Annotated in this window: 17 protein-coding genes; 6 read left to right on the top strand and 11 right to left on the bottom strand. The window is 63.0% G+C overall.

The window, feature by feature from the left end:
- Nucleotides 1–45: 45 nt before the first annotated feature.
- On the bottom strand, nucleotides 46–2,811 hold the full coding sequence (gene gyrA / locus OIU19_RS11950) for a DNA gyrase subunit A (protein WP_264235174.1): 2,766 nt from the start codon (nucleotides 2,809–2,811) through the stop codon (nucleotides 46–48).
- 382 nt (nucleotides 2,812–3,193) lie between these two features.
- A complete protein-coding gene (gene mtnA, locus OIU19_RS11945) occupies nucleotides 3,194–4,270 on the bottom strand; it encodes an S-methyl-5-thioribose-1-phosphate isomerase (RefSeq protein WP_264235173.1) in 1,077 nt (358 codons plus the stop codon).
- A gap of 109 nt (nucleotides 4,271–4,379) precedes the next feature.
- On the opposite strand from mtnA, the gene OIU19_RS11940 reads away from it, so the two are divergent.
- From OIU19_RS11940 to OIU19_RS11925, 4 genes are all read left to right on the top strand, one after another.
- Nucleotides 4,380–5,702, top strand: coding sequence for a TRZ/ATZ family hydrolase (locus OIU19_RS11940; protein WP_264235172.1), 1,323 nt, complete (start codon nucleotides 4,380–4,382; stop codon nucleotides 5,700–5,702).
- Between the two features lie 64 nt (nucleotides 5,703–5,766).
- The gene (ubiG, locus tag OIU19_RS11935) at nucleotides 5,767–6,465 is read left to right on the top strand and encodes a bifunctional 2-polyprenyl-6-hydroxyphenol methylase/3-demethylubiquinol 3-O-methyltransferase UbiG (RefSeq protein WP_264235171.1); all 699 of its coding nucleotides are present in this window, start codon (nucleotides 5,767–5,769) and stop codon (nucleotides 6,463–6,465) included.
- Nucleotides 6,466–6,467: 2 nt separating this feature from the next.
- Nucleotides 6,468–7,139, top strand: a complete 672-nt coding sequence (gene mupP / locus OIU19_RS11930) for an N-acetylmuramic acid 6-phosphate phosphatase MupP (RefSeq protein WP_264235169.1) — start codon at nucleotides 6,468–6,470, stop codon at nucleotides 7,137–7,139.
- A gap of 119 nt (nucleotides 7,140–7,258) precedes the next feature.
- A complete protein-coding gene (locus OIU19_RS11925; protein ID WP_264235168.1) occupies nucleotides 7,259–7,999 on the top strand; it encodes a YciK family oxidoreductase in 741 nt (246 codons plus the stop codon).
- A gap of 187 nt (nucleotides 8,000–8,186) precedes the next feature.
- Here the strand turns inward: OIU19_RS11925 and OIU19_RS11920 are convergent, their stop codons facing one another.
- From OIU19_RS11920 to OIU19_RS11890, 7 genes are all read right to left on the bottom strand, one after another.
- Complete coding sequence (locus tag OIU19_RS11920; RefSeq protein WP_264235167.1) at nucleotides 8,187–8,972, bottom strand: TenA family transcriptional regulator; 786 nt, start codon at nucleotides 8,970–8,972, stop codon at nucleotides 8,187–8,189.
- A 39-nt stretch (nucleotides 8,973–9,011) separates the two neighbouring features.
- Nucleotides 9,012–11,468 (bottom strand): EAL domain-containing protein, encoded by a 2,457-nt coding sequence (locus tag OIU19_RS11915; protein WP_264235166.1) that lies wholly within the window; start codon nucleotides 11,466–11,468, stop codon nucleotides 9,012–9,014.
- Between the two features lie 181 nt (nucleotides 11,469–11,649).
- On the bottom strand, nucleotides 11,650–13,482 hold the full coding sequence (locus OIU19_RS11910; protein ID WP_264235165.1) for an ABC transporter ATP-binding protein: 1,833 nt from the start codon (nucleotides 13,480–13,482) through the stop codon (nucleotides 11,650–11,652).
- Entirely contained in the window at nucleotides 13,475–14,107 is a 633-nt protein-coding gene (locus tag OIU19_RS11905) for a DsbA family protein (protein WP_264235164.1), read from the bottom strand. Before OIU19_RS11905 ends, OIU19_RS11910 begins: the two co-directional genes overlap by 8 nt.
- Nucleotides 14,108–14,110: 3 nt before the next feature.
- Entirely contained in the window at nucleotides 14,111–15,043 is a 933-nt protein-coding gene (locus OIU19_RS11900; protein ID WP_264235163.1) for a rhodanese-related sulfurtransferase, read from the bottom strand.
- 176 nt (nucleotides 15,044–15,219) lie between these two features.
- The gene (locus tag OIU19_RS11895; protein WP_186554744.1) at nucleotides 15,220–15,516 is read right to left on the bottom strand and encodes a BolA family transcriptional regulator; all 297 of its coding nucleotides are present in this window, start codon (nucleotides 15,514–15,516) and stop codon (nucleotides 15,220–15,222) included.
- Between the two features lie 10 nt (nucleotides 15,517–15,526).
- Nucleotides 15,527–16,048 carry a DUF2059 domain-containing protein gene (locus tag OIU19_RS11890; RefSeq protein ID WP_264235162.1) on the bottom strand — a complete coding sequence of 174 codons (522 nt, stop codon included), beginning with the start codon at nucleotides 16,046–16,048 and terminating at the stop codon, nucleotides 15,527–15,529.
- A 154-nt stretch (nucleotides 16,049–16,202) separates the two neighbouring features.
- Here OIU19_RS11890 and OIU19_RS11885 point away from each other — a divergent pair, with 154 nt between their 5' ends.
- The gene (locus OIU19_RS11885) at nucleotides 16,203–17,597 is read left to right on the top strand and encodes a class II fumarate hydratase (RefSeq protein WP_264235161.1); all 1,395 of its coding nucleotides are present in this window, start codon (nucleotides 16,203–16,205) and stop codon (nucleotides 17,595–17,597) included.
- Nucleotides 17,598–17,705: 108 nt separating this feature from the next.
- On the opposite strand, the gene OIU19_RS11880 is transcribed toward OIU19_RS11885, so the two are convergent.
- The gene (locus tag OIU19_RS11880) at nucleotides 17,706–18,668 is read right to left on the bottom strand and encodes a DMT family transporter (RefSeq protein WP_264235159.1); all 963 of its coding nucleotides are present in this window, start codon (nucleotides 18,666–18,668) and stop codon (nucleotides 17,706–17,708) included.
- A 225-nt stretch (nucleotides 18,669–18,893) separates the two neighbouring features.
- Nucleotides 18,894–20,387 (bottom strand): polyphosphate:AMP phosphotransferase, encoded by a 1,494-nt coding sequence (gene pap, locus OIU19_RS11875; RefSeq protein ID WP_264235158.1) that lies wholly within the window; start codon nucleotides 20,385–20,387, stop codon nucleotides 18,894–18,896.
- 148 nt (nucleotides 20,388–20,535) lie between these two features.
- Between pap and mnmC the strand changes: the two genes are divergently transcribed.
- Nucleotides 20,536–22,509 (top strand): bifunctional tRNA (5-methylaminomethyl-2-thiouridine)(34)-methyltransferase MnmD/FAD-dependent 5-carboxymethylaminomethyl-2-thiouridine(34) oxidoreductase MnmC, encoded by a 1,974-nt coding sequence (gene mnmC, locus OIU19_RS11870; protein ID WP_264235157.1) that lies wholly within the window; start codon nucleotides 20,536–20,538, stop codon nucleotides 22,507–22,509.
- The last annotated feature ends 104 nt before the right edge of the window (nucleotides 22,510–22,613 follow it).

Genomic DNA, 22,613 nt, shown 5'->3' with positions numbered 1-22,613 from the left:
GTAAGCGGGGCGACCATGGTCGCCCCGCCGGGTTGTTGCGCTGTGTTATTCCTGAGGCGCCTCTTCGGCGGCGCCGGCATCGTCATCTGCCGCGTCCACCGCGCCGATCTCGACGCCCTCTTCGCCCTCGATCAGTTCATCGAGGTCTTCGGAAGGCTCCTGGATCCGCTCGAGCCCCACCAGGGTCTCGTCGCTGGCCAGCTTGATCAGGGTCACACCCTGGGTGTTACGACCCAGGCTGGAGACCTCGCCCACCCGGGTACGCACCAACGTACCCTGGTCGGAGATCAGCATGATCTCTTCACCGTCCTGGACCTGGATCGCCCCGATCAACAGACCGTTGCGCCCCTTGGTACCCATGGCGATCACGCCCTGGCCACCACGGCCGCGACGTGGGAACTTGGACAGCGGTGTGCGCTTGCCGAAGCCACGCTCGGAGGCGGTGAGAATCTGCGCGCCGGACTCTGGGATCAGCATCGAGATGATCCGCTGGCCTTTGCCCAGCTTCATGCCGCGTACGCCGCGTGCGGTACGGCCCATTTCACGGACCACGCTCTCGGCGAAGCGAATCACCTTGCCAGCGTCGGAGAACATCATGACTTCCTTGGCGCCGTCGGTGATGGCCGCGGCGATCAGGGTGTCACCTTCCTTGAGCTTCAGGGCGATCAGGCCATTGGAGCGCGGACGGGCGAACTGCACCAGCGGGGTCTTCTTGACGGTACCCGAAGCGGTAGCCATGAAGATGTAGGCGCCAGTCGGTTCGGCGACCAGTTCCGGCGTATCGCCGTCTTCTTCGTCGATTTCTTCTGGCTCGACCACCTCGCCTTCGAGCACGGTGTCGTCGGCATCGTCGATGTCTTCATCGACGCCAGCGCTCTGCTGCAGCGCTTCGAGGTCGATCTGCAGCATGGCGGTGATACCTTCACCCTCCTCCAGCGGCAGCAGGTTGACCAGCGGACGACCCCGGGCAGCGCGGGACGCTTCGGGAATGTCGTAGGTCTTGAGCCAGTACACCTTGCCCTTGCTGGAGAACAGCAACAGGGTGGCGTGGCTGTTGGCGACCAGCAGGTGCTCGATGTAGTCCTCGTCCTTGACGCCGGTAGCCGACTTGCCTTTGCCGCCACGGCGCTGGGCCTGGTAGGCGGACAACGGCTGGGTCTTGGCATAACCACCGTGGGAGATGGTCACCACGCGCTCTTCTTCCGGGATCATGTCGCCGTAGCTGAGGTCGTGACGGGCATCGAGGATTTCGGTGCGGCGCACATCGCCGTACTCGGCGCGGATCGCTTCGAGCTCTTCGCGGATCACTTCCATCAGGCGCTCGGCGCTGCTGAGGATGCGGATCAGCTCGCCGATCTGGTCGAGAATCTCTTGGTACTCGGCCAGCAGCTTCTCGTGCTCGAGACCGGTCAGGCGGTGCAGACGCAGGTCAAGAATGGCCTGGGCCTGTTCCGGCGACAGGAAGTACTTGCCGTCGCGCATGCCGTATTGCGGATCGAGGTCTTCCGGACGGCAGGCATCGGCGCCGGCGCGCTCGACCATGACCTGTACGGCGCTGGACTCCCAAGGCGTGGTAACCAGGGCTTCCTTGGCTTCGGACGGGGTCGGCGAGGCCTTGATCAGGGCGATGACCGGATCGATGTTGGACAGCGCAACCGCCTGGCCTTCAAGGATATGGCCACGTTCACGGGCCTTGCGCAGCTCGAACACGGTACGACGGGTCACCACTTCACGGCGGTGACGGACGAACGCTTCGAGCAAGTCCTTGAGGTTGAGCAGGCGCGGACGACCGTCGATCAGGGCGACGATGTTGATGCCGAATACGCTTTGCAGCTGGGTCTGGGCATAGAGGTTGTTGAGGATCACCTCTGGCACTTCGCCGCGACGCAGCTCGATGACGATGCGCATGCCGTCCTTGTCGGACTCATCGCGCAGCTCGGTGATACCTTCGAGTTTTTTCTCTTTGACCAGCTCGGCGATCTTCTCGATCAGACGGGCCTTGTTCAGCTGGTACGGCAGCTCGGTGATGACGATCTGCTGGCGACCACCGACCTTGTCGATGTCCTCGATCTCGGAGCGGGCGCGCATATAGATGCGGCCACGGCCGGTGCGATAGGCCTCGATGATGCCGGACCGACCATTGATCAGGCCAGCCGTTGGGAAGTCAGGGCCAGGGATGAACTGCATCAGCTCATCGACGGTGATTTCCGAGTTGTCGATCAGCGCCAGGCAGCCGTCGATGACCTCGCCGAGGTTGTGCGGCGGGATGTTGGTCGCCATGCCCACGGCAATACCGCTGGAACCGTTGACCAGCAGGTTTGGAATCCGCGTTGGCATGACCGCCGGGATCTGCTCGGTGCCGTCATAGTTGGGCACCCAGTCGACCGTTTCTTTATGCAGGTCGGCCAGCAGCTCGTGGGCCAGCTTGGTCATGCGCACTTCGGTGTATCGCATCGCTGCGGCGTTATCGCCGTCGACCGAACCGAAGTTGCCCTGACCGTCGACCAGCAGGTAGCGCAGCGAGAACGGCTGGGCCATACGCACGATAGTGTCGTAGACCGCAGTGTCGCCGTGCGGGTGGTACTTACCGATGACGTCACCGACCACACGGGCGGACTTCTTGTACGGTTTGTTCCAGTCGTTGCCCAGCTCGCTCATCGCATAGAGAACGCGGCGATGCACGGGTTTCAAGCCGTCACGCGCATCGGGCAGTGCACGCCCGACAATCACGCTCATCGCGTAGTCGAGGTAAGACTGTCTCAGTTCGTCTTCGATATTGACCGGGAGGATTTCTTTGGCCAGTTCGCCCATGAGAAGCCTGATTCCTTTTTCTGGTGAAACCTCGTCCAAGTCCATCAAGGACGAACGAAGCTCGTCGCCGCAGCGCACAGTGGTGCGACGACTTACGACAAATCAATAGGTTGTGCCTTGGATCTGCGCAATGAAGACCACCTCAATGGGCGGCCTTGGAAACTGCCGGATGGTATCACAAAGGCCAAAAGCGAGCGACAGGCTTGAAGCGTCAAGTGACAAGAAGATGTGCCTTGATAAACCTGGGGGCCGCTTTGCGGCCCTTCGCGGGCAAACCCGCTCCCACAGGCATATCGCTGTCGCACAGAACGGCGCTATCCCTGTGGGAGCGGGCTTGCCCGCGAAGGGCTGCAAAGCAGCCCCCTCCACAACAATTACCTGATCAATGCAGGCGCTTACGGCACATCAATTGGGCAAGCTTGGCGGTGTCTGGCCGCTCGACGATGCCTTTTTCGGTCACGATCACATCGACCAGATCCGCCGGGGTCACGTCGAACACCGGATTGAACACCTCCACCTCCGCGGCGAAGCGGCTGGCCGCGACATCCAGCAACTCGTCGGCATCGCGCTCTTCCAGTGGAATGTCATCACCCGTCGCCAGGTTCAGGTCGATACTGGTGCTCGGCGCCACGACCATGAAGCGCACACCGTGGTGCATTGCCGCCACCGCCATCTGGTAAGTGCCGATCTTGCTGGCCACATCGCCATTGGCAGCGATGCAGTCGGCGCCAACCACCACCCAGGTGATGCCCTTGACCTTCATCAGGTGGGCCATCGCCGAATCCGCGCAGAGCGTCGCCGGGATGCCTTCGTGGGCCAGCTCCCAGGTAGTCAGGCGCGAACCCTGCAACCAAGGGCGGGTTTCGCCGACATACACGCGCTCGACCATCCCTTCGAGGAAGGCTGCACGAATCACCCCCAGCGCCGTGCCAAAGCCGCCGCTGGCCAAGGCCCCGGCATTGCCGTGGGTGAGCAGGGTCTGCTCGTTGCCCTGATGGCGGCGGATCTGCTCGATGCCGTACTGGGCCATGGTCAGGTTGGCTTCACGGTCGCTTTCATGGATCGCCACGGCTTCGGCCTCCATTACCGCCAGCACATCTTCATCCGGGCGCAGGCGCTGCAGGCGATCACGCATGCGGTTGAGCGACCAGAACAAGTTGGCGGCGGTCGGGCGCGACTCGGCCAGGGCGAGAAAATCCTCCTCCAGGGCCATTTCCCAGTCGTCATCCTCGGCCAGCCGATCGCGCAGGGCCAGCACCAGGCCGTAGGCGGCGCTGATGCCAATCGCTGGCGCGCCACGCACCGCCATACCCTGGATCGCCTTGACCACGTCGGCTACATCGGCGCAAGCCAGCCAGTGCTCTTGCGACGGCAACAGGCGCTGGTCGAGCAGATGCAGGGTGCCGTCACGCCACTGGATGCCGGTCACCTTCTCCGCCGCCAAAAGTCGCTCGCGCATCGCCTCTCCCCGTCGTTCGGTGATCAAAAGGCGGCGATTATAGCGAGCCTCAGCCGCGGGCGCTCGGGTATACTGCGCGTTCCGCCCAAACGTTGCAGGTAGCCCACGCATGCCCACGCCCTCCACTCCCCTCGACCTGCTGCTGGTGCCGGCTTGGCTGGTACCTGTGGAACCGGCCGGGGTAGTACTGGAAGGCCATGCCCTGGGCCTGCGCGACGGCCTGATCGCCTGGATCGGCCCGCGCGAGCGCGCACCGGCGGCCAACGAGGTGCGCGAGCTGCCCGATTGCCTGCTCTGCCCTGGCCTGGTCAACGCCCATGGCCACGCCGCCATGACTTTGTTCCGTGGCCTGGCTGACGACTTGCCCTTGATGACCTGGCTGCACGAACACATCTGGCCCGCCGAGGGGCGCTGGGTCGATGAAGGGTTCGTCCGTGATGGCACGGACCTGGCCATCGCCGAGCAGCTCAAAGGCGGCGTCACCTGCTTCGCCGACATGTATTTCTACCCCCGCGAGGCCTGCGACCGGGTCCACCGTAGTGGCATCCGTGCCCAGGTGGCGGTGCCGCTGCTGGACTTCCCGATCCCTGGCGCGCGCACGCCGGACGAAGGCCTGCACCTGGCCATCGAGCTGTTCGGCGATTTGCGCCATCACCCGCGCATCACCATCGCCCTCGGCCCGCACGCTCCGTATACGGTCAACGACCAGAACCTGGAGAAGATCCGGGTGATCGCCGACCAATTGGATGCGCCGCTGCACATGCATATCCACGAAACCGCCAGCGAGGTCGAGCAGGCCGTGGCCGAGCATGGCGAGCGGCCGCTGGCCCGGCTGGCTCGGCTGGGCCTGCTGGGCCCCAACCTGCAAACGGTGCACATGACCCAGATCAGCGACGACGATCTGGCGCTACTGGTAGAAAGCAACACCAGCGTGATCCACTGCCCGGAGTCCAACCTCAAGCTGGCCAGCGGCTTCTGCCCGGTCGAGCGCCTGTGGCAGGCTGGGGTCAATGTCGCGGTAGGCACCGATGGCGCGGCCAGCAACAACGATCTGGACCTGCTGGGCGAAACCCGCACCGCCGCCCTGCTGGCCAAGGCGGTCGCTGGCTCTGCAGCGGCGCTGGATGCCCACCGCGCGCTGCGCATGGCCACCCTCAACGGCGCCCGCGCCCTGGGACTGGAGGCGCGCATCGGTTCGCTGGAGGTGGGCAAGGCTGCAGACCTGGTGGCCTTCGACCTGTCGGGGCTGGCCCAGCAGCCGGTCCACGACCCGGTTTCACAATTGATCTACGCCACCAGCCGCGACTGCGCGCGGCATGTCTGGGTGGCCGGCGAGCAACTGCTCGACGAGCGCCGCCTGACGCGCATGGACGAAGCGGCGCTGACCGCCATGGCCCGCACCTGGGGCGCGCGCATCGCAGGCAAAGAATGACTGGCCGGCAGCTGCGGCTGCCGCAATGTGACACCTTTCATCGAAGATTCAGAGGATTTGTTCAATGAGCAACGTCGACCACGCCGAAATCGCCAAATTCGAGGCCCTGGCTCACCGCTGGTGGGACCGCGAGAGCGAGTTCAAGCCGCTGCACGACATCAACCCGCTGCGCGTGAACTGGATCGATGAACGCGTCAGCCTGGCCGGCAAGAAGGTACTCGACGTCGGCTGCGGCGGCGGCATCCTCAGCGAAGCCATGGCCCAGCGCGGCGCCACTGTGACTGGCATCGACATGGGCGAAGCACCGCTGGCCGTGGCCCAGCTGCACCAGCTGGAATCGGGCGTCGAAGTCGAATACCGGCAGATCACCGCCGAGGCCCTGGCAGAAGAAATGCCCGAGCAGTTCGACGTGGTCACCTGCCTTGAGATGCTCGAGCACGTGCCCGACCCATCGTCGGTAATCCGCGCCTGCTACCGCATGGTCAAGCCGGGCGGCCAGGTGTTCTTCTCCACCATCAACCGCAACCCCAAGGCCTACCTGCTGGCGATCATCGGCGCCGAGTACATCCTCAAGATGCTCCCGCGCGGCACCCACGACTTCAAGAAATTCATCCGCCCGTCGGAGCTCGGCGCCTGGAGCCGCGTGGCCGGCCTGGAAGTCAAAGACATCATCGGCCTGACCTACAACCCGCTGACCAAGCACTACAAGCTGAGCAGCGACGTTGACGTCAACTACATGATCCAGACCCTGCGCGAGGAATGAGCATGCGTTTGCGAGCAGTACTCTTCGACATGGACGGCACGCTGCTGGACACCGCGCCGGACTTCATCGCCATCTGCCAGGCCATGCTCGCCGAGCGCGGGCTGCCTGCCATTGACGACAAACTGATCCGCGACGTGATCTCCGGCGGCGCCCGGGCGATGGTCGCTGCGACGTTCGCCATGGACCCGCAAGAAGAAGGCTTCGAGGCCCTGCGCCTGGAGTTCCTCGAGCGCTATCAGCGAGATTGTGCCGTGCACAGCAAGCTGTTCGATGGCATGGGCGAACTGTTGGCCGACATCGAAAAAGGCGGCCTTATCTGGGGTGTGGTGACCAACAAGCCGGTGCGCTTCGCCGAGCCGATCATGCAGCGCCTGGGCCTGGCCGAGCGTTCGGCGTTGTTGATCTGCCCGGACCATGTGAAGAACAGCAAGCCTGACCCTGAGCCGCTGATCCTGGCCTGCAAGACCCTGGACCTGGACCCGGCCAGCGTCTTGTTCGTCGGCGATGACCTGCGCGACATCGAGTCTGGCCGCGACGCCGGTACCCGTACGGCGGCAGTGCGCTATGGCTATATTCATCCTCAGGACAACCCCAACAACTGGGGTGCAGACGTGGTGGTGGACCACCCGCTGGAGCTGCGCAAGGTGCTCGACAGCGCGCTTTGCGGCTGCTGATTACTCTTAAAGGGATTCGCGAGCTGGATGGGAGCGGGCTTGTCCGCCAGGATGCTATCGCCGGGCAAGCCCGCTCCCACGCAGATGTGCGGCCTTACTGAATTCGAAGGACAGACCTCATGTTCGACTACACCGCCCGCCCCGACCTGCTCAAAGGCCGGGTCATCCTGGTCACCGGCGCTGGCCGTGGCATCGGAGCCGCTGCCGCCAAGGCCTACGCCGCCCTTGGCGCCACCGTCCTGCTGCTGGGCAAGACCGAAGCCAATCTCAACCAGGTCTATGATGAAATCGTCGCCGCCGGCCACCCTGAGCCCGTAGTGGTCCCGTTCAACCTGGAAACTGCCCTGCCCCACCAGTACGACGAGCTGGCGGTGATGATCGAGAAAGAGTTTGGTCGCCTCGACGGCCTGCTCAACAATGCCTCGATCATCGGCCCGCGCACCCCGCTCGAGCAGCTGTCGGGTGACAACTTCATGCGCGTGATGCACATCAACGTCAATGCCACGTTCATGCTCACCAGCACCCTGCTGCCGCTGCTCAAGCTGTCCGAAGATGCTTCGGTGGTGTTCACCTCCAGCAGCGTTGGCCGCAAGGGCCGGGCTTACTGGGGTGCGTACGGGGTGTCGAAGTTCGCTACCGAAGGGCTGATGCAGACCTTGGCCGACGAGCTGGAAAACGTGGCGCCGGTACGCTCCAACAGCATCAACCCAGGGGCGACCCGCACCGCCATGCGCGCGCTGGCCTATCCGAGCGAGAATCCGCAGGATAATCCGCTGCCTGAAGAGATCATGCCGGTATATCTGTACCTGATGGGGCCAGATAGCAAGGATGTGAATGGGCAGGCGCTGAACGCCCAGTAATCTCGGCTACCTTCACTGGCCTCTTCGCGGGCAAGCCCGCTCCCCACAGGGATAGCGAGCAGCCCATTTGGCTGCGCTGTGCCTGTGAGAGGGCCGCAGGCGACACTCCTAGGATTGTTGTTACGCAACAAAGCCCTGTGGGAGCGGGCTTGCCCGCGAAGAGGCCTATACAGGCAACAGCAATCCTTCAGCCCGCCGCCAAGCCCAACCGAGTCCGCCCTGCCTGACGCTGCTCCAGCTGCATGCAGCGCTCCAGGAACAGGTACATGCAGTCATAGCTCTTGCACACCGCCCGCCTCAGCTCGGCGCGTAACAGCGGGGTGGGATTCTCCCCGACCAGCGTGCAAATGATCTCCAGCGCCTCCCACGGATGCGCATCGTCATACTGGGCATGCATCTTCAGCCACTTCATGGCGCGCTTGCGGGTCTCTTCAGGGAAGCCCTGGGCATAGGTATCGCCCGCACACACCACCGCCGACCACTCCCCGGTCGCACCCTCGATGGCATAGTTGGTCGCCGCCATGGCAATGGCCAGCGACTCGGTGGCGCACACCCGCCAGCACCAATCGTTCAGGCCATTGAGCTCAGGCGGCACGTCCTGCGCCTGCAGATCACTCAGGGTGACGCCATGGGCGTGGCACCAGTGCACCCAGTAATCAGCATGGTTGAGCTCGACGCGGATATTGCGCATCAACCAACGCCGCGCCATGTCTTCGCCGGGATGGCGGGCGAAGCGGGTCTTGGTCAGGTTGTGCGCCATGTACAAGGAGAATTGCTCGACCACCGGCCAGCCGCCAATCAGGTACTGGCGAATGGTCGCCGGCCTGAGTTGGCCATCGCGCAGGCGCTGATAGAATTCGTGCTCGACCACCCGCCGCTTGCTTTCACGGCAGTCTTCGATCATTTGTTGCGCCCACTGCGGGTAACTGGCGGGATCCATCAATGGCCCGATCCGAACGAATGTATCAATCACTGTCAGCTCCTTGATTCCTTGTGATTTTTCGAACGACCTTCAGCGAAACGTTCCTGGTGCCCTTTGCAGCAGTGGCCTTGCAGCAATCCGCTGGCGTTGCAGGCTGTCGCAGGTGAATACCTGCGGCCGCTCGATCAAGTAGCCCTGGGCGTAGTCCACGCCGATTTCCTGCAGGGCCTGCTCGATCAATGGAGTCTCGACAAACTCGGCAATCGTCCGTTTACCCATGACGTGGCCGATGTGGTTGATCACCTCCACCATAGCGCGATTGATCGGATCGTCCAGCATATCTTTTACGAAACTTCCGTCGATCTTCAGGAAGTCGACGGGTAAATGCTTCAAATAAGCGAATGACGACATTCCGGCGCAGAAGTCATCCAAGGAGAACCGGCAGCCCAATCCCTTCAATTCGTTGATGAAGCGAATCGCGCTACCCAGATTGGCAATCGCGCTGGTTTCGGTAATTTCAAAGCAAATCAGCCGCGGCGGGATGTCGAACTCGCCGAACAGCCGCTGCAAATATTCAAGGAATTTGTCATCGCCAATGCTCGAACCGGACAGGTTGATCGCGCACATGGCCAGCGGCCCGCCGCGGTCCTCGTCCAGGCACTGGCGAATAATCTGGAACACATTGCGCACCACCCAGCGATCCAGCGCGGTCATCAGCCCATAACGCTCAGCCGCCGGGATGAAGCTATCCGGCATCACCGTGCGTCCGCTCTCGTCGTGCAACCTGAGCAGAATCTCGATATGCCCCGGCCCTTCCTGGTAGCTCAAAGGCGCGATTTCCTGGGCATACAGGCAGAAGCGGTTTTCTTCCAAGGCAACGTGCAGGCGCTGGATCCAGGCCATTTCGCCAAAGCGCATGGACAACTCGCTGTCATCGGCGTGATAGACCTGCACCCGGTTGCGCCCCTTCTCCTTGGCCATGTAGCAAGCCATGTCGGCGGCCCGTAGCGAAGCTTCCAGGGTGCTCGGCGCCTGGGCCATGTGCACCAGGCCAATACTCACGGTGGTAATGAACGGGCGGCCTTTCCAGACAAAATGCAGGCTCTGGACCAGCTGGCGCAGATGCTCGGCGATGCGCTCGGCCTGCTCCGCCGGGCAGTTTTCCAGCAACACACCAAACTCGTCACCCCCCAGGCGCGCCAGGGTATCGCCCTCGCGCAAACCCGACTGCAACACGGCGCAGATGTGCCGCAGCAGCTCATCGCCAGCAGCATGGCCGCAGGTGTCGTTGACCAGCTTGAACTGATCCAGATCGAGGAACATCAGCGAATGCCGCCCAGCCTGGCGCGCCAAGCTATTGAGCGCTTGTTCCAGGCGGTATTCGAATTCGCGGCGGTTGGCCAGACCGGTCAGGGCGTCGTGGGTCGCCTGCCAGGACAGGTTGGCGATGTATTGGCGCTCCTGGGTCATGTCGTGCAGCACCAGCACGATGCCGCTGACTTTGCCAGCACTGACGATCGGCGAGCCGACCAGGTTGATCGACACGGTGCTGCCATCCAGGCGCTGGATCAAACGGGCGTGTTCGGCACCGCCTTTGAGGCTACCGCTGAGCACTTGCTCGACCAGACTGCGGGCGTCGTCAACGCTGTGTTCATCGACCAGGCTGAACAAGGCTGTCAACGGCAGGCCATGGGCCGGCTCGGCCTGCCAGTGGGTCAACTGCTCGGCGGCCGGGTTCATGAAGACGATATTGCCTTCGACATCGGCCGTGATCACCGCATCGCCAATCGACTCCAAGGTGATCTGCGCCCGTTCGCGCTCGGCCTGCAAGGCACTGGCGAAAGCCTGGCGCTGGGCCAGCAGTTTGCTTGAACGGCGCCAAGCCATGGTGATGAGAAACAACGCGGTGAGCAGGTTGGTGATCAGCAGGACCTTGAGCAGCACCCGCGAGCCTTCACCCAGGGCATCACTGAAGGCCTTGGCCGCTGGCGTCACGCCCTCGTTGATATTGACGATGCGCGCCTTCCAGGCACTTATCTGCTCAGGATCTGGCTGACCACTGGCGAACCCTGTACGCATCTCATTGGCGAGGATATCCAGTTGGCGCAAGTAGTCATCGCCGATATCCCAATAGGAAATGGCCGTTTCCATGTAGCTGATGTGACGAAAGTTGCGATAGAACCAGATGATCCGGGTGACGTCATCAGGGTGATTGCCGCCCTGCAGGATGCCCGCCCGCGCAGCATCGAGGTCAGGATTAAGCTGGTCGAGCGCCAGGCGCAGCTCGTGGTCGCCCTGTGGCACGGCAATGGCCTGGCGATAGCGTTGGAAAATGCGTTCGCTTGGGCTTTCGGCGTACAGGTTGAGGTAATAGATGGCGTCTTTTTGCGCCTTGGACCAGAGGCTCTCCCCTGCCACATAGGCGCGTACCGCCGAAAGCGTGTAGAGGCTGAGGCTGCCCAGCAAGACCTGGAAAATGACAACCGCGACAAAGGGCCAGATGATGCCCAATAGCTTTGGCGCTTCTAGAGTACGAATTCCCTTCATGGATTCCCTGTCACTGCGGCAGATAAGGCACGAATCAACCCAGACAAGCACTAGCGTAGGCCATTTGCCATCTGCGTGGAGGGATTTTAGTAACGCCATAACAGAGATTTGTAGCGTCTAGTCGGGCCTCCTCGCGACAAGTCACCGCGGTGCGATGAGGCCAAACTAACCACAGAAAAACTCAGGTCTGCTGCAAATGCCCGTACAACTTGGCATACAACCCACCTTCGGCAATCAGTTGCTGATGATCGCCATCCTCGGCCACATGCCCGCCATCGAATACCAATACCCGATCGGCTTGTTTCACCGCAGAGAGGCGGTGAGCGATGATCAGCGTGGTGCGGCCACTGAGGAAGCGCGCCAACGCCTGGTGCAAGTTGTACTCGGTTGCGGCATCCAGCGCCGAGGTCGCTTCGTCGAGGATCACCACCTTAGGTTCGGCCAAGACCATCCGGGCAATCGCCAGACGCTGGCGCTGACCTCCCGACAAGCGCACGCCTGAACGCCCTACTACGCTGTCCAGCCCTTGCGGCAAGGCGGCGATGGTGGTGTCGAGCTGGGCAATGCGCAGCGCCTGCCAGCAGGCCTCATCACTGCATTCGCGGCCCATGGTCAGGTTGGCGCGCACCGTGTCGTTGAACAGCGAAGGATGCTGCAGCACGACTGCGACGTTCTCCCGCAGGGTCTCCAGACCGATCTCCTGCAAGCTCGCGCCGCCAAAGCGGATGGTGCCGGCTTGCGCGGTATACAGGCCCAGCAGCAACTGCACCAGGGTGCTCTTGCCGCCGCCGCTGGCACCGACGATGGCGACCTTCTCGCCGGGGGCAATGGATAAGTCCAGATGCTCCAGCACCGGCTCGTCGGCATAGGCAAAGCGCAGGTCGCGCACCTCGATTGCCACGGTTTCGCGGCCGCTGAACGGGTCAGTGGCAGCCGGGTACTGCGGCTCGTCATCGCGCGCCAGCAGTTCGTTGAGCCGGCTCAGCGCGCCGCCTGCGGCATAGTAGGCGTACTGCAGGTTGAGCAACTGCTCGACCGGGCCAATCATGAACCACAGGTAGCTGAACACGGCCAGCATCTGCCCGATCGACAGGTCCGAGAACAGCACCGTGAGCATCGCCGCGGCGCGGAAGATGTCGATACCGAACTGGAACAACAAGCCGCTGGCCCGCCCGCTGGCGTCGCTTTTCCATTGCGAGGCCACCGCGTAGTCGCGCACTTCCCGAGCGCGCAGGCCAAGACGCCCGAGAAAATAGCCCTGGCGGTTGCCAGCGCGGATTTCCTGGATGGCATCGAGGGTTTCGGTCAGCGCCTGGGTAAAGCGTGCGGTGCTGTCGTTTTCCAGCTTCTTCAGGTGCTTGACCCGCTTGCCCAGCTGCACAGTGAAGTAGATCACCAGCGGGTTGAACAGCAGAATCAGCAAGGCCAGCTGCCAGTGCATCCAGATCAGGATCGCTGCTGTACCGGTCAAGGTCAGCACCGCTACCAGGAAGCGACTGAGGGTCTCGCCGACGAACTTGTCCAGGGTATCCAGGTCGGTGACCAGATGGGTGGTCACGGTGCCGCTACCCAGGCTTTCGTATTCCTTGAGCGAGATCCGTTTGAGCCGCTCGATCAGGCGAATGCGCAGGCGGTAGACGATGTCCTTGGCCAAGCCGGCAAACAGCTTGGCCTGCACCACGTTGAACGCCAGCGCCGCCAGGCGCAGGCACAACGTAGCCACCAGCATCAGGCCGATGTAACCAGCCGCTACCTGCCAGTTGGTCGGCAACAGGTTGTTCATCCACTTGAGCGCGGCGTCACCGTTACCCAGCAGCACCTCGTCGACCAACAGCGGCAGCAGCAAAGGGATCGGCACGCTGCACAAGGCTGCGAGCACCGCCACCAGGTTGGCGCTCCACAAGGCTTTGCGGTGATGCAGGGCCAGGCGGCGGATTTCCGCCCAGCTCAGTCGATCGGCCACAGCGTGAGGTTTCCCCGGCACAGGGTCGGGCGACCCTGGCAGATCAAGCACAAGCGGCCTGCTGCAGCCAGCGGCCGAGCAAGGGTTGCAAGCGCTCCAGCGGCTGGTAGCCGTTGGTCAGCAGTGCCAGCTGGCCATTGCGCTCGGCCAGCAGGGTCGGGAAGCCAGCAATGCCCAGGTCCTGCACCCAACTGAAGTCGGCAGCGGTAGCGGCGCGGGTTTCGCTGCTGACTAGGCTGGCAGAGAACTGTTCGCGGTCAAAGCCGGCCTGTTCGGCCAGCTCGAGCAACTGCGGGGCACGGGTGACGTCCAGGCCGTGCTCGTAGAAGCCGCGCTGCATCAGCGCCAGCAGGCCCCAAGCCCGCTCGGCATCGAGCTCGCGCCCAGCGACCAGGGCACGGCAGGCAGGCTCGGTGTCGTAGACAAAGCCGTCAGGCATCGCCCCGTCGAAGCGAAACGCCTGACCCGTCGCTTCGGCCACGGCCTGCCAGTGCTCAAGGATATAGCGACGGGTCGAGGCATCCAGCGCGCTGCTGCCAGTGCGCAAACCGCCGGCTACCAGGCGGGTCGGCACGCCGGCGTCTTGCGCCTGGGCGATCAGGGCCTGCGCCACTGGCGCAAAGCCCCAGCACCAGGAGCACATCGGGTCCATCACATACAGCAGGCGTGCAGACATGCATCAAGCCTCGGCTTTGTAGTTGTAGCCGATCGGGTGGGGCAGATTGCGCGCCTTGGCCAGTTCGATCTGTTTCTGCCGGTCGATGGCGCTGCGTCGGGTCTTCTCGCTGAGGCTGTCCCAGCAATGCGGGCAGCTGACACCTGGCGAGTAGTGTTCGGACGCACGGTCTTCCACGTTGATCGGATGGCGGCAAGCGTGGCACTGGTCGTACTCGCCCTCGGTCAGGTCATGACGCACCGTGACCCGGTTGTCGAAGACGAAGCAGTCACCGTCCCACAGGCTTTGTTCCTGAGGCACTTCCTCGAAGTACTTCAGCACGCCACCTTTAAGATGATAGACCTCCTCGAAGCCTTCACCGAGCATATAGCTGGAGGCTTTTTCGCAGCGGATGCCACCGGTGCAGAACATCGCCACCTTCTTGTGCTTGCTGGGGTCGAAGTTGGCCTTGATGTAGTCGGGAAACTCGCGGAAGGTCTCGGTCTTCGGGTCGATCGCGCCCTTGAAGGTGCCAATGGCCACTTCGTAGTCGTTGCGGGTGTCGATCAGCAGCACTTCGGGGTCGCTGATCAGCGCGTTCCAGTCTTTGGGCTCGACGTAGGTGCCAACCCTGTGGTTGGGGTCCACGCCCGGCACGCCGAGGGTGACGATCTCTTTTTTCAGCTTGACCTTGGTGCGGTAGAACGGCTGCTCGTCGCAGTAGGATTCTTTGTGGTCAACGTCGATCAGGCGCGGATCGTTGCGCAGCCAGGCGAGCAGGCCGTCGATGCCTTCGCGGGTGCTCGACACGGTGCCGTTGATGCCTTCTAGGGCCAGCAGCAAGGTGCCTTTGACGCCGTTGTCCAGCATGGCCTTGAGCAGCGGCTCGCGCAGCTCGACGTAGTCTTCCAGGGTGACGAACTTGTACAGCGCCGCCACGACGATAGCTTGGGACATGAACACTTCTCTCCAGGTGGTCACCCTCGTAAGGGGCGGACCGGAATGACAATTTGACGATGAATCATAAATGCACGTGGGAGCGGGCTTGCCCGGCGATAGCGTCGATTGGCGCTATTGCCGGGCAAGCCCGCTCCCACGGGTGATGCGCAGTTTACCAGAATGACCGCAAGGATTCAGTGACCGCCGCCCGCGCAGACCGGCGAGGCTGGCGCAGCGCCAACCTGGGCCCATTCTTCAGGGGTGTAGGTATGAATCGCCAGGGCATGAATCTGGCCCATCAAGTCGCCCATGGTCGCGTAGACCTTCTGGTGGCGCTTGACGCTGTTGAGGCCGGCGAACTGCTCGCTGACCAGCACCGCCTTGTAGTGGCTTTCCTGGCCGCGGCTGTGCATGTGGCTCTCGTTGAACACCTCAAGGTGCTGGGTGCCCAACGGCGCCAGTTGCTGCTCGATGCGTTGCTGCATGCTCATCGGGTGTTACTCACTTTTTCGCGGGAGCCGCTTTGCCAGCGTTGGGGTCGAGCTCCTTGGTCATGTCTTCGAGCAGCTTGTTGACCACAGGCACCGCAGGCTCGAGGCTCTGCTGGGTCAGCTGGGCCGACTGCTGGGTGACCTTCGGCATTTCGCGCAGGACTTTCTTACCCAGCGGCGACTCGTAGAACTTGACCAGGTCCTTGAGCTCGCTTTCGGTGAAGGTCGCGGTGTACAGGCTGACCATCTTCGGCTGCAGCTTTTTCCAACCGATGGCGTTGTCCAGGGCGGCGTTGGCCTTGGCCTGGTAGCTGTCGAGCACGGACTTCTTGGACGCCGGCGCCTTGGTCTGCTCGAAGCGCTGGGCAAACATCTGCTGGACCTGCATGTACACCGGAGTGCCCAACTTGTCAGCGTTGGCCAGGGTCAGGAATTTCTCGGCGGCTTGGTTGTGAGCAGGGGTGGCGGCGAGTACCTGGCCGCTGGCACAGGCCAGCGCGACGGCGGCACAGAGGACACGGAGACGGGTCATTGCAAATCCTTCAAGAGAGGGAGGCGGATACCTCAGAGTAGAGCATTCTGCGCCGCGCTGGGCGCTGTACTCAAGTGGCACGACGAGCGATTGAACCGCTCTTTCGAATCAGGGCCTAAACTGCGGATTCAGACGACAAAGGAGTGAACGCAGCATGAGCCGTATCGAGACAGACAGCCTGGGTCAGGTCGAAGTTCCTGAGGACGCTTACTGGGGCGCACAGACCCAGCGTTCGCTGATCAACTTCGCCATCGGTAAAGAGCGCATGCCGCTTGCCGTGTTGCACGCCCTGGCGCTGATCAAGAAAGCCGCGGCGCGGGTCAACGACCGCAATGGCGACCTGCCGGCCGACATCGCCCGGCTGATCGAGCAAGCCGCTGACGAAGTGCTCGCTGGCGAGCATGACGAGCAGTTTCCGCTGGTCGTCTGGCAGACCGGCAGCGGCACCCAGAGCAACATGAACGTCAACGAAGTGATCGCCGGGCGCGGCAACGAACTGGCCGGCAAGGGCCGCGGCGGCAAAGTGCCAGTACACCCAAACGATCACGTCAACCGCTCGCAGAGTTCCAACGACTGCTTCCCTACCGCGATGAACATCGCCGCGGCGCAGGCTGTGCACGACAAGCTGCTGCCGGCGATTGCCGAATTGTCCGCAGGGCTGGCCGAGCTGGCGGCGCGCCACATCAATCTGGTCAAGACCGGCCGCACGCACATGATGGACGCCACGCCGATCACCTTTGGCCAGGAGGTATCGGCCTTCGTCGCCCAGCTCGACTACGCCCAGCGCGCCATCCGCGCCACCTTGCCGGCGGTGTGCGAACTGGCCCAGGGCGGCACGGCGGTGGGCACCGGCCTGAACGCCCCGCACGGTTTTGCCGAGGCGGTGGCAGCTGAACTGGCGGCGCTGTCCGGCCTGCCGTTCGTCACGGCGCCGAACAAGTTTGCCGCCCTTGCCGGCCACGAGCCGCTGACCAGCCTGGCTGGCGCGCTGAAGACCTTGGCGGTGGCCTTGATGAAGATCGCCAACGACCTGCGCCTGCTCGGCTCTGGGCCACGTGCCGGGCTTGCCGAAGTACGCTTGCCGGCCAATGAGCCGGGCAGTTCGATCATGCCCGGCAAGGTCAACCCAACCCAATGCGAGGCGTTGTCGATGCTCGCCTGCCAGGTGCTGGGCAACGACGCGGCGATTGGCTTTGCCGCCAGCCAAGGGCATCTGCAGTTGAACGTGTTCAAGCCGGTGATCATTCATAACCTGTTGCAATCGATCGAGTTGCTGGCCGATGGCTGTCGCAACTTCCAGCAGCACTGCGTGGCCGGGATCGAGCCGGATGCCGAGCAGATGGCGGCGCATCTGGAGCGCGGGTTGATGCTGGTGACAGCGCTCAATCCGCATATTGGCTATGACAGGGCGGCAGAGATCGCCAAGAAGGCTTACAGCGAGGGCAAGACCTTGCGTGAGGCGGCCTTGGAGTTGAAGTACCTGAGCAACGAGCAGTTCGATGAGTGGGTGCGGCCGGAAAACATGCTGGCGCCGGGGGCCAAGGGCTAAAGAGCTGTATTGCCTGTACTGGCGCTATCGCGGGACAAGCCCGCTCCCACGGGGATCACACAAAATTCGTGGGAGCGGGCTTGCCCCGCGATAGGGCCGGCGAGGCAATCAATGCACCTGAGCCAAACGCGCCCGCCGTGCCCGCCAGCCGGCCACCAACGACGGCCCCAGGGCGACCATCGCCGACCCCGCCACCACCGTCACCGCCCCTACATAACCCAGGGCATTGATGTCCTCGGCATGCACGTAGTCCGGCCACAGCCACGCAGCCAGCGCCACGGCAACGAAGGTCACCAACGGCGTCAAGGCCAAGGTCGCACTCACCCGCGAGGCCTCCCAGTGGGCCAACGCCTCGGCAAACGCGCCGTAGGCCACCAGGGTGTTCAGGCAGCAGGCCAACAACAGCCAACCCTGCAGCGGACTCAACTGCAGCGCCTCCAGCGGATGCACCCAGGGCATCAGCAAGCCGGCGCAGCCCAGGTAGATCACCATCATCACCTGCTGCGAGTTCCACACAGTGAGCAACTGCTTCTGGCTCAGGGCATAAAACACCCAGATGCTGGTCGCTAGCAAAATGGTCAATACACCTGTGGTGTAGGCACCCAGCGAGGTCAGCAGTTCTTCCAGGCGCTGATTGAAGAACAAGCCAAAGCCCATCAGCAGCACCAGCAAACCCAAGCCCTGCCCTAGGCTGAATCGCTCTTTGAAGACGAACACGCTGGCCACCAGCAGCAGCACCGGGCCAAGTTGCACCACCAGTTGCGCGGTGCCGGGGCTGAGCAGCTTCAGCCCGATCAGGTACAGCACGTAGTTCCCCAACAGGCCGCAGATGGCCACGCCCACCAAGCCCAGACGCTTGCGGCCAAGGCCTGCAAAGGTTGGCAGCCGTCGATTGGCCGCTAGCCAGGCGAACAGCAGGCCGCCTGATACCAGCAGGCGATACCAGGTGACGGTCACCGGATCCATGACCTGCAGGACTTGCTTGAGCTTGATCGGCAAGATGCCCCAGAGCAGCGCGGTCAATAGTGCCAAAAGCAGGCCATGGACCCAGCGTCCGGAAGTGATATGCATAGCGTCCTCGTTCAAGCCCTTGGTTCGGGTCTGTGGATTCTAAGGGCTTGGACTGCGTGGCTGGGGGAAAGTGGCGGGAAAAGAATTCATCAGGTCATTCCCACAGGGCATGGCTGCTCGTGACGGCCTCATCGCGGGGCAAGCCCGCTCCCACGCGATGTCACGTTGCCGAGGTCGTCAGCGTGGGAGCGGGCTTGCCCCGCGATGAGGCCAGCGCTGACACCATCACTTCTTGTCCTTGGCGAACGCTGCCTCCAACGCATCATTAATGGTACGCAGCACCTTGACCCGCGCCCAGCGCTTGTCATTGGCCTCGACCAGCGTCCACGGCGCGATCTCGGTACTGGTGCGGTCGACCATATCGCCCACCGCCTCGGTATAGGCATCCCACTTGTCGCGGTTGCGCCAGTCTTCCTCGGTGATCTTGTAGCGCTTGAACGGGATCTGCTCGCGCTCTTCGAAGCGCTCCAACTGGGTCTGCTGATCGATCGCCAGCCAGAACTTGACCACCACCACGCCGGCGTTGCTCAACTGCTCTTCGAAGTCGTTGATCTCGCTATAGGCGCGCATCCAGTCAGCTGGGCTGCAGAAGCCCTCGACCCGCTCGACCAATACCCGCCCATACCAGGAGCGATCGAAGATAGTGAACTTGCCCCGCGCCGGAACATGCCGCCAGAACCGCCACAGATACGGCTGGGCGCGCTCTTCCTCGGTCGGCGCGGCAATCGGCACGATGCGGTACTGGCGCGGGTCGAGCGCCGCTGCTACCCGGCGAATCGCCCCACCCTTGCCCGCCGCGTCGTTACCTTCGAACACCGCCACCAACGCATGCCGACGCATGTGCTTGTCACGCAACAGCCCGGCCAGGCGTGCTTGTTCGGTGACCAACTGTTCCTGGTAGTCCTTCTTGTCCAGGCGCCGGGTCATGTCCAGCGCGCCGATCAGGTTGAGGTTGTCGATACTGCGCCCAAGCGGTGCGACGTTGCTCTTGTGCTTGGCCTTGGGGTCGACTGCCAGCGCCGCTTGCAGGCTTTCGAGCAAGATGCGCCCCACGGCCAGGCTACGGTAGTGAGGGTCGGAGCCTTCGATCACATGCCAGGGAGCAAAGTCGCGGCTGGTGCGGCGCAGCACCCGCTCGCCGAAGCGCACGAAGCGGTCGTAGGTTTCTGACTGCTGCCAGTCCAGCGGGCTGATCCGCCAGCTGTGCAGCGGGTCGTCGCGCAGGGCCTTGAGGCGCGCTTTCATCTGTTTCTTGGAGAGGTGGAACCAGAACTTGATGATCAGCGCGCCTTCATCGCAAAGCATCTCCTCCAGCCGCTCGGCGCCAGCGATGGCCTGGTCGAGCACGGCATCCTTGAACTGGCCATGCACCCGGCCCTGGATCATCTGGCTGTACCAGTTGCCGAAGAACACCCCCATCCGCCCCTTGGGCGGCAATGCGCGCCAATAGCGCCAGGCCGGCGGCCGGGCCAGTTCCTCGTCGGTCTGCTGATCGAAGGTCAGCACATCGATCAGGCGCGGGTCCATCCACTCGTTGAGCAGCTTGACCGTCTCGCCCTTGCCGGCGCCCTCGATGCCGTTGATCAGTACGATCACCGGAAAGCGCGACTGCTGCTTGAGTTCGTACTGAGCCTCGAGCAGTGCCTCGCGCAGGGCGGGCACTTCGGCTTCAAAGGTCTCCTTGTCGATGCTGTGACCGATTTCCGCAGATTCGAACATGGCTTTGCCTGGCTCCTTCAATGGAATGACAAGACTAGCGGAAACGCAGCTACAAGTTGCAAGCGACAAGCTGCAAGAAAAACCGAACCGTGCCACCATCTGCTTTTTCTTGCAGCTTGTCGCTTGCAACTTGAAGCTGAATTCGACCATGCCCGACACCCACCTCCCCCGCCATGCCCAGATCGATTGGGACGACCAGGGCCGCCCGCATTCGCGGCACTACGACGACGTGTACTTCTCGATCAACGAGGGCGTCAACGAGACCCAGTACGTGTTCATCGAAGGCAATCGTCTGCGCGAGCGCTTCGCGGCATTGGCCGTGCACAGCTGCATGGTCATCGGCGAAACCGGTTTTGGCACCGGTATGAACTTCTTCTGCGCCTGGCAGCTGTTCGCCGAGCAGGCTCCTGCCCAGGCGCGGCTGCACTTCGTCAGCGTCGAGAAGTACCCGCTGAGCTACGACGATCTGAGCCGCGCCGTGCAGTTATGGCCGGATCTGGCGCCTTACTGGCAGCCGCTACTGGAGCAGTACATAGCCGTGCACCAGGGCTTCCAGCAGTTCAGTTTCGACGGCGGCCGGGTCACCCTGACGCTGATGATCGGTGATGTACTGGAACAACTGCCGCAACTCGATGCGCGGATCGACGCCTGGTTCCTCGACGGTTTCGCGCCGGCGAAAAACCCCGACATGTGGACCCCAGCGCTGTTTGCCCAGCTTGCGCGCCTATCGCACCCGGCCACCACCCTAGGCACCTTCACCACCACCGGCTGGGTTCGCCGTGGGTTGATCGAAGCCGGGTTCAGCATGAAAAAGGTGCCAGGGCTGGGTAAGAAGTGGGAGGTGATGCATGGCCAGTTCACTGGCCAAGCCAGTACGAAGGTAGCGCCCTGGTACGCCCGCCCACCGGCACTCGAAGGGCCGCGCCGGGCCCTGGTGATTGGCGCCGGCCTGGCCGGTAGCGCCACGGCCGCCAGCCTTGCCGCGCGTGGCTGGCAGGTCAATGTGCTGGAGCGCCATCAAGCCCCGGCGCAGGAAGCCTCGGGCAATCCCCAAGGTGTCCTGTACCTGAAGTTGTCGGCCCATGGCACTGCTCTGTCGCAGATGATCCTGGCGGGTTTCGGCTACACCCGTCGCTGGCTCGAGCGGTTGCAGCGCGGCCAGGACTGGGATGGCTGTGGCGTGCTGCAACTGGCCTTCGATGCTAAAGAGGCCGAACGCCAGGCCAAGCTGGCAGCGGCCTTCGACAGCAGCCTGCTGCACTCGCTCGATCGGGCTCAGGCTGAGGCCGTCGCCGGTGTGCAATTGGCCAGCGGCGGCTTGTTCTATCCCGAGGGTGGCTGGGTTCATCCACCCGCGCTGTGCACTGCGCAACTGCAGCATCCGCTGATTCAGTTGCTGACGCACCAGAACGTTATCGAACTGCGCAAGGCCGATGGGCTTTGGCACGCCTGGGACGGCGAACAGCTGCTGGCCAGCGCGCCACTGGTGGTGCTGGCGGGCGCGGCAGATGTGCGCCGCTTTGCCCCCTGCGCCGACCTGCCACTCAAGCGTATCCGCGGGCAGATCACCCGTTTGCCGGCCACCGCGAGTAGCCGTGAGCTGAGCACCGTGGTCTGTGCAGAAGGGTATGTGGCACCGGTGCGCGGGGATGAGCACACCCTGGGCGCCAGCTTTGATTTTCATAATGAAGACCTGACGCCGAGCACTGCCGAACACCAAGGCAACTTGACGTTGCTCGATGAGATTTCCACTGACCTGGCGCAGCGGCTGGGCACGGCCGGGATGGATCCGGCAGCGCTGCAAGGGCGGGCGGCGTTCAGGTGTACCAGCCCGGATTATTTGCCGATTGTCGGGCCGCTGGCCGATGCGCAGGCGTTCGCGCAAGCGTATGCCATGTTGCGCAAGGATGCACGGCAGCTGCCGGCGGTGGAGTGTCCTTGGCTGGATGGGTTGTATGTGAACAGTGGGCATGGCTCGCGGGGGTTGATCACAGCGCCCTTGAGCGGCGAGATGATTGCTGCTTGGGTCTGTGGCGAGCCGTTGCCGGTGCCTCGGGCGGTGGCCGAAGCCTGTCATCCGAATCGGTTTGGCTTGCGCGCTTTGATTCGCGGCAAGGCATGAATTTTTCGGGCAGCTGCGCAGCAAAGCGGCCCCAATACCGCCCACCCATATAACAGATTGATCTAAAACTCTCACAAACCGCACAGGTCAGTTCCTAAGTGCCC

It is taken from the genome of Pseudomonas sp. BT-42-2, from assembly GCF_025847435.2.
Classification (GTDB): Bacteria; Pseudomonadota; Gammaproteobacteria; order Pseudomonadales; family Pseudomonadaceae; genus Aquipseudomonas; species Aquipseudomonas urmiensis.
This window is presented reverse-complemented; position numbering and strand designations above follow the sequence as displayed.